Below are 6,302 nucleotides of genomic sequence, written 5' to 3'. Positions count from 1 at the left end.
ACCCCGGCCACGGCCGCGCCGTGCCCGCCCAAATATTTGGTGGCGGAGTGGACGACGATGTCGGCGCCGTGGGTCAGGGGTTGGATCAGGTAGGGGGTGGCGACGGTGTTGTCCACGATCAGCGGCACCCCGGCTGTGTGCGCGACCGCGGCGATGCCGGGGATGTCGAACACGACGCTGCTGGGGTTGGCGATGGTTTCGCCGTAGAAGGCTTTGGTGTTGGGGCGGATCGCGGCCCGCCACTGGTCGAGATCGTCGGGGTCGTCGACGAAGGAGACCTCGATACCGAGTTTGGGCAGGGTGTAGCGGAACAGGTTGTAAGTGCCGCCGTAGAGGTGGGGGCTGGACACGATGTGATCACCGGCGCCGGCCAGGTTCAAGATCGCGTAGGTTTCGGCCGCTTGCCCGGAGGCGACCAGCAGTGCCGCGACACCGCCTTCCAGGGCTGCGATGCGTTGTTCGACCACGTCCTGGGTGGGGTTCATGATGCGGGTGTAGATGTTGCCGGGCTCGGCCAGCCCGAACAGCGCCGCCGCGTGATCGGTATCGCGGAAGGCATACGAGGTGGTCTGATAGATCGGCAACGCACGCGCGCCGGTGCTGTCGTCGGGCGCCTGACCGGCATGAATCTGCTTGGTCTCGAAGCTCCACTCGGCAGTCGGGTCGGCCGGCGGGACGGATTCGGTCATCGGGGCGATGCTCCTCTGGTTGCGGTTGCAGATCAGGCGGAAAGCTGGTTATCCGGTGCTCACCGCGCATCACAGTAGGAACGCCCGCCTCTGATGGCGAGGGTTTCGCTCAGCCTGAACGCAAGAGTGGTCAGGGCGCCGCTCATCGACCCGACGGCCCGCAGGAGTGTTATGGTCCCCGGGGAGTTCGGACCGGAGGGGTTGTCATCACCGCATTCTTGATCGTCGCGCTGATCGTTGTCATCGTCCTTGCGTGCGTCTCGTTCTACATGGTGTACAAGCTCACCAAGGAGAAGCGCGCACAGGCGCAGGCACAACCGTCCGCACCGGTGGATCCCTTCGCCGACAAGGACGCCGACGCTCTGCGCGGCGATCCGCGCGCGCTGAAGGCCGGTGACATCGTCGATATCTTCGGCCAGACCTACACCGTCCGCGGCACCCTTCGCCTGAAAGAGGGCGGCTACCAGTGGGCCGAACATCTCCTCGACACCGGCAACGACGTGCAGCACTGGCTGTCGGTGGAGGAAGACCCCGACCTGGAACTGGTGCTGTGGACCGAAACCGCGGGCCTGCCCGCGCCGGGACCGGCCGAACTCGAGCACGAGGACAAGCGATTCCGCCTGGAGGAGACCGGCAACGCGCGTTTCACCAGTGAAGCAACCACGGGCCTCGCGGCGAGCGGCGTGCTGACCTATTACGACTATGTCGCCGACGACGGCACCAAGCTGTCGTTCGAGGAGTTCGGCGACGCCGGACGCAAAGAAGGCACCCTCGGCCAGGTGCTCAACCGCAGCGCGGTCATGATCTACCCGCAGCAGCCGTCGTGAGCGAGCGCGGCGAGCGAACCATCAGCACAGCGTCTACGGGAACGACGCAGCCGAGCGCCAGCGAGGCGGAGTCGTGAATCGTGCTGCTTGGCTGGTCACCGGCATCATTTCGGTGATCGTGGCTTTCGCGTTGGTTTTCGCCATCGTCGTCCGCGTCGGCGACAGCGACGACCCGCGCGACTACATCGCCGACAACTACACCCGCGCCGCCGCCCTCGACGAGCCGAACAACGGCATGGCCTACACCGCCGCTGCGGCGGCGCCGGCGGTCGCGAACGAGATCGCCGGTGCGATACGTCCGCTGGACAAGCGCAGCACCGAAGACAAGATCTTCCTGCAGTACCGCGACGACATCGTGGCTGTCACCCCGTATCAGGGCGGAGCCAAGATCCTGGTCGACGACTACCGCACCGGGCACCGCAGGCACAGCCACTACATCAGCACCTACGGCTGGGCCAGCAGCGGCGGTGGCGGATCCGGTGGCGGTTTCCGCGGCGGCGGCAGCGGCGACGGCAAGTAGCCCGCGCATCACTACCGAGTCTTCAACTCGCCTCAGGAGGAAACATGCTGGAAGATCTCCCTGCGGACGCGGGCGCCGCGCTCGCGTACTCCGGGGTCGGAATCGCGCTGATGGCGCTCGGCTTCGCCATCGTCGACATCCTGACGCCGGGCAATCTGCGCAGGCAGATCTGGATCGAACGCAACCGCAACGCGTCGGTGCTGGTGTCGGCGAATCTACTCGGCGTCGGCATGATCGTGGCCACCGCGATCTGGACCTCGCAGGGTGCGATCGTCGCGGCGCTTGCGGCGAGCGCGGTGTACGGGGTGATCGGCCTCGCCGCCATGGCACTGGCGTTCCTGTTGCTCGACCTGGTGACGCCCGGTGAGTTCCGCGGTGTGGTGACCGAGAAGGAACTGCATCCCGGCGTCTGGGTGACCGCGGCGCTGCACATCGCGGTCGCCCTTGTGGTGGCGGCCGGCCTGACATAGTGCCAATACCGGCGCAGACCGAGGACACCACCGATACCGGCGCCGCCGAGATCGGTGGCGAACTCGACTCCGGTGCCGGGCCGCGGCGCCGGTTCGCCCGGATCGCGCTGCTCGTCACCGTCTTCGTCTGTGCGGCGTGTGGTCTGGTGTACGAACTGTCGCTGGTCACCCTGGGTAGCTATCTGATCGGCGATACGGCCGCGCAGGCATCGATCACCTTGAGTGTGATGGTGTGCGCGATGGGGCTTGGTGCGTTGGCGGCGAAACCGCTGCGTCATCGTGCGGCCGCCGCCTTCGTCGGGGTCGAACTGGCGTTGGCCACCGTCGGCGGCTTGTCGGTGCTCGCGCTGTATGCCGCCTACGCCTGGCTCGACCTCTACACCGCGGCGCTGGTGCTGATCTCGATCGTCATCGGCGCGCTGATCGGCGCGGAGATCCCGTTGCTGATGGAGTTGCTGCAGCGGATCCGCCGCCAGGCCGCCGGCAGCGCGGTGGCCGATCTGTTCGCCGCCGACTATGTCGGCGCTCTACTGGGTGGGCTGGCGTTTCCGTTCCTGCTGCTGCCGATGTTCGGCCAGATTCGTGGCAGTCTCGTCGTCGGCGTGGTCAACGCGCTTGCCGGGCTTGCGCTGATCTTCGTCTGGTTCCGTGACGATCTGCGACGGGTCACGCGATGGCTTCTCGGTTCGCTGACCGTACTGGTGGCAGCGGTGCTGGTGGGCAGCTACCTCTATGCCGACCGGTTCGAGGCGACGGCGCAGCAGGCGTTGTTCGCGCATCCGATCGTGTGGCGCGAACAGACCCCGTACCAGCAGATCGTGCTCACCGAATCGCTGTCACCGTTCGGCACCACCGACACTCGGCTGTTCCTCAACGGCGATCTGCAGTTCTCCTCCGTCGACGAATACCGCTATCACGAGGCGCTGGTGCATCCGGCGCTGGCCGGTGTTCGCGGCAATGTGCTGGTGCTCGGCGGCGGTGATGGCTTGGCGGTGCGGGAGATCCTGAAGTATCCCGATGTGGCCGCGGTGACGCTGGTTGAGCTGGATCCGGAGATGATCCGACTGGCCCGCACCGACCCGCGGATCACCGCGTTGAACCAGGATTCCTTCGATGATCCGCGGGTGCGGGTGATCACCGCCGACGCCTTCTCCTGGCTGCGTGAGGCGCCGGGACAGTTCGACGCCGTCCTCATCGATCTGCCGGACCCGGACCAGACGTCGATCGCCAAGCTGTACTCCACGGAGTTCTACGCACTGGCCGCGGGCGCGATGGCGCCTGGCGCCACCATGGTGGTGCAGGCAGGCTCACCGTTCTTCGCACCCCGCTCGTTCTGGTGTATCGACGCCACAGTGCGTGCTGCCGGCCTGCGCACACTGCCGTATCACGTCGATGTGCCGAGTTTCGGCGACTGGGGGTTCGTGCTCGCCACCCGCGATACCGAACCTCGCCTGGAGCTCGACCCGCCCGCGCCGCTGCGCTCGATCGACCGCTCGAGCCTGGCCGCGGCTGCGGTATTCGCCCCCGACCGCCGCGATACCGGCGAGGAGCCTTCTACATTGATGCATCCGCGGATCCTGGATCTAGAGCGCCGGGAATGGCAGTGAGCCCGATACCCGCTCGCGGGCGTGCAGTTCTCGATCATCGGCTGCCGGGACGGTACAACGGAAGAGTGAAGGCATCGAAGTTCCTGGCTGTCATCGTCTGCGCTGTCGCCGCTTCCGTTGTTCTCGCTTCACCTGTGACGGCGGCACCGTCTGACACCCGCGTGGTGGCCGAATCCCCCATCGGGCAGCGCATTTCGCAGGTCGAGGTGTATTCACCAGCGATGGATCGGGTGATCACCAATCGGGTGATCCGCGCGGCGGGCGCCGGGGCGCCGACGCTGTACCTGCTGACCGGTGCCGGTGGCGGCCTCGACGGCATCTCCTGGTGGGACGACACCGATGTCGCCCAATTCTTCGCGGGCAAGAATGTCAATGTCGTGATGCCGGTCGGCGGAGCCTACAGCCTCTATACCGACTGGATGGCCGACGATTCGGCCATGGGCCGCAACAAGTGGCAGACCTATCTGACGCAGGAGCTTCCCGGCATCATCGACGCACGCCTCGGCACCAGTGGCCGCAATGCCATCGCCGGTGTATCGATGAGCGCTGCCTCCGCGATCGACCTCGCCATCCAGGGCGGCCCGCTCTACTCGGCCGTCGCCGCGTACAGCGGCTGCCCGTGGGCGACCGACCCGGTCGGGGTGTCGCTGGCCGGAGCACAGGTACTACGCGGCGGCGGAAATCCGGGCAATGTGTGGGGTATGCCGGGCGGCGAGGGCTGGCGCGCGCACGACGCCTTCCTGAACGCGCACCGGCTGGTGGGTAAGTCGATCTTCCTGTCGGCAGCGTCCGGCATTCCGGGCGTGATCGATCAGGGCGGGCTCCCGATGCCACCCGTCGAGGCCATCGCCAGCGCCTGCACCGGCGCCTTCGCGGGCAGGCTCGCCTTGCTCGGCATCCCCGCGACCCACATCAACCGCGCTGCCGGCGCGCATACCTGGGGCCAGTTCGAGGCCGATCTGCACGATTCCTGGCCGCAACTGGCTCGCTCGGTCGGGGCTTGAGGTCTGGCTGTTCCCCGCCCGCCGGTCGCCAACACAGCTGGGATCCCGAGCCGATGGCGACCGAGCTCAGCGAGTTCGCGCGGAAGTGCCGTCGGGGCTGAGCACGGCCAGCTAGACGAGATTTACCCCCTGAACAGAACAGTCCCCGGTAGTCTCCATCGAATCCATGAACCTCAGTCGTCGCTGATGGCTCCGGTTACTCGACTGGCTTGCCGGGGGCCTAGCCGGATCTTGACTTGTGCAACCACCGTTCTCTGGACGTCTCCTTCGAACGCGTCACACTCCTCGGTGTTCCGGTATATAACCAGTGTCCTCCGGTTTCGGCGCCAGTCAAGCCCTCTAGCGGGCAATTCTCAGATCGCGTCGGCCTTGAAGTACACCATTTGATGGGTGGTGGCGAGCAGTGCTCCGCCGGCGCCCCACAGCTGGCCGGTCTGGTCGAAATATCCGCCACCGAAGTGCTGAGCGTGTGCCGTGGCGAGCAGCGGACGGTCACCCTGTGCGGCGAGGGCGTCGGCGTCGGCGTGGTAGTAGACCGTCAGCGAGACGGTGCCTGCGGGCACCATCCGGCCAAGGCGCAGCATGACGCGGGGCATGAAGACGTCGGCGAGTGCGGTGAGGGCGGTGAAATCCAGCGGCCGCTGCGGCTGGTCACGGACCCAGAGTGTGGTTCGTGACCCGCCGGGACGTCCGGCGAAGATCGGATCCGGGCCTCCTTCGACGAACCGCATCTCGTAGTTGCGGAACCAGGCGATATCGCCCGGGAACGGCTGGGCGACGACGGATTCGGCGGGCGGCACCTCCGGCATCGTCGGTTCGGTATCGGTCCAGCCGGGCCGGCGGACACCGAAGACCGCCGTGGCCGTTGTGTTCGTCTCCCCGCCCTGTTCGAGCGCGATGGTCCAGTGCTGGGTGCTGCGATTGGTGCGCACGGGATCGGCCCGCACCTCGAATTCGCCGTCGGCGATCGGCCCGGCGAAGTTCACGGTGCACGAGACCGGGTCGCCGAGACGGTCGGGATGCTCGAGCGCCGAGCGCAGCAGTGTCGCGGCGGTGACGCCACCGAACGGGCCAACCATATTGGCGTAATCGGCGCTGGTCCGGCCGAGCAGGACGCCGGATTCGCCGGGCTTCAACGTGGTGGCGGCGTCGAACTGATGCGGTGGGGCGATGAGCGGCGGCATA

General features: G+C 66.9%; 7 protein-coding genes. 5 read left to right on the top strand and 2 right to left on the bottom strand.

Features of this window, described 5'->3' with window-relative positions:
* Window positions 1-689: aminotransferase class V-fold PLP-dependent enzyme (locus tag GV792_RS14880; RefSeq protein WP_163824682.1), on the bottom strand; the 689-nt coding region annotated here is incomplete at its 3' end.
* A gap of 218 nt (window positions 690-907) precedes the next feature.
* Here GV792_RS14880 and GV792_RS14875 point away from each other — a divergent pair.
* The 5 genes from GV792_RS14875 to GV792_RS14855 all read left to right on the top strand — a co-directional run bounded on the left by GV792_RS14875 (window position 908) and on the right by GV792_RS14855 (window position 5,117).
* Window positions 908-1,516, top strand: a complete 609-nt coding sequence (locus GV792_RS14875) for a DUF4178 domain-containing protein (RefSeq protein WP_218580075.1) — start codon at window positions 908-910, stop codon at window positions 1,514-1,516.
* A 73-nt stretch (window positions 1,517-1,589) separates the two neighbouring features.
* Window positions 1,590-2,036, top strand: a complete 447-nt coding sequence (locus GV792_RS14870) for a DUF4247 domain-containing protein (RefSeq protein ID WP_163824681.1) — start codon at window positions 1,590-1,592, stop codon at window positions 2,034-2,036.
* A 44-nt stretch (window positions 2,037-2,080) separates the two neighbouring features.
* Window positions 2,081-2,506 carry a DUF350 domain-containing protein gene (locus GV792_RS14865; protein ID WP_163824680.1) on the top strand — a complete coding sequence of 142 codons (426 nt, stop codon included), beginning with the start codon at window positions 2,081-2,083 and terminating at the stop codon, window positions 2,504-2,506.
* Window positions 2,506-4,113 carry a polyamine aminopropyltransferase gene (locus tag GV792_RS14860; protein ID WP_375154334.1) on the top strand — a complete coding sequence of 536 codons (1,608 nt, stop codon included), beginning with the start codon at window positions 2,506-2,508 and terminating at the stop codon, window positions 4,111-4,113. The genes GV792_RS14865 and GV792_RS14860 overlap by 1 nt, the downstream gene beginning before the upstream one ends.
* 65 nt (window positions 4,114-4,178) lie before the next feature.
* Window positions 4,179-5,117, top strand: coding sequence for an alpha/beta hydrolase (locus GV792_RS14855; RefSeq protein ID WP_163824679.1), 939 nt, complete (start codon window positions 4,179-4,181; stop codon window positions 5,115-5,117).
* Between the two features lie 353 nt (window positions 5,118-5,470).
* On the opposite strand, the gene GV792_RS14850 is transcribed toward GV792_RS14855, so the two are convergent.
* Window positions 5,471-6,301, bottom strand: coding sequence for an acyl-CoA thioesterase (locus GV792_RS14850; protein WP_163824678.1), 831 nt, complete (start codon window positions 6,299-6,301; stop codon window positions 5,471-5,473).
* Window position 6,302 lies beyond the last annotated feature (1 nt).

The sequence above is a fragment of the Nocardia cyriacigeorgica genome (assembly GCF_010868145.1).
Taxonomy (GTDB): domain Bacteria; phylum Actinomycetota; class Actinomycetes; order Mycobacteriales; family Mycobacteriaceae; genus Nocardia; species Nocardia cyriacigeorgica_D.
Note: the sequence above shows the minus strand (reverse complement) of the source record. Positions and strands in the feature narration are given on the sequence as shown.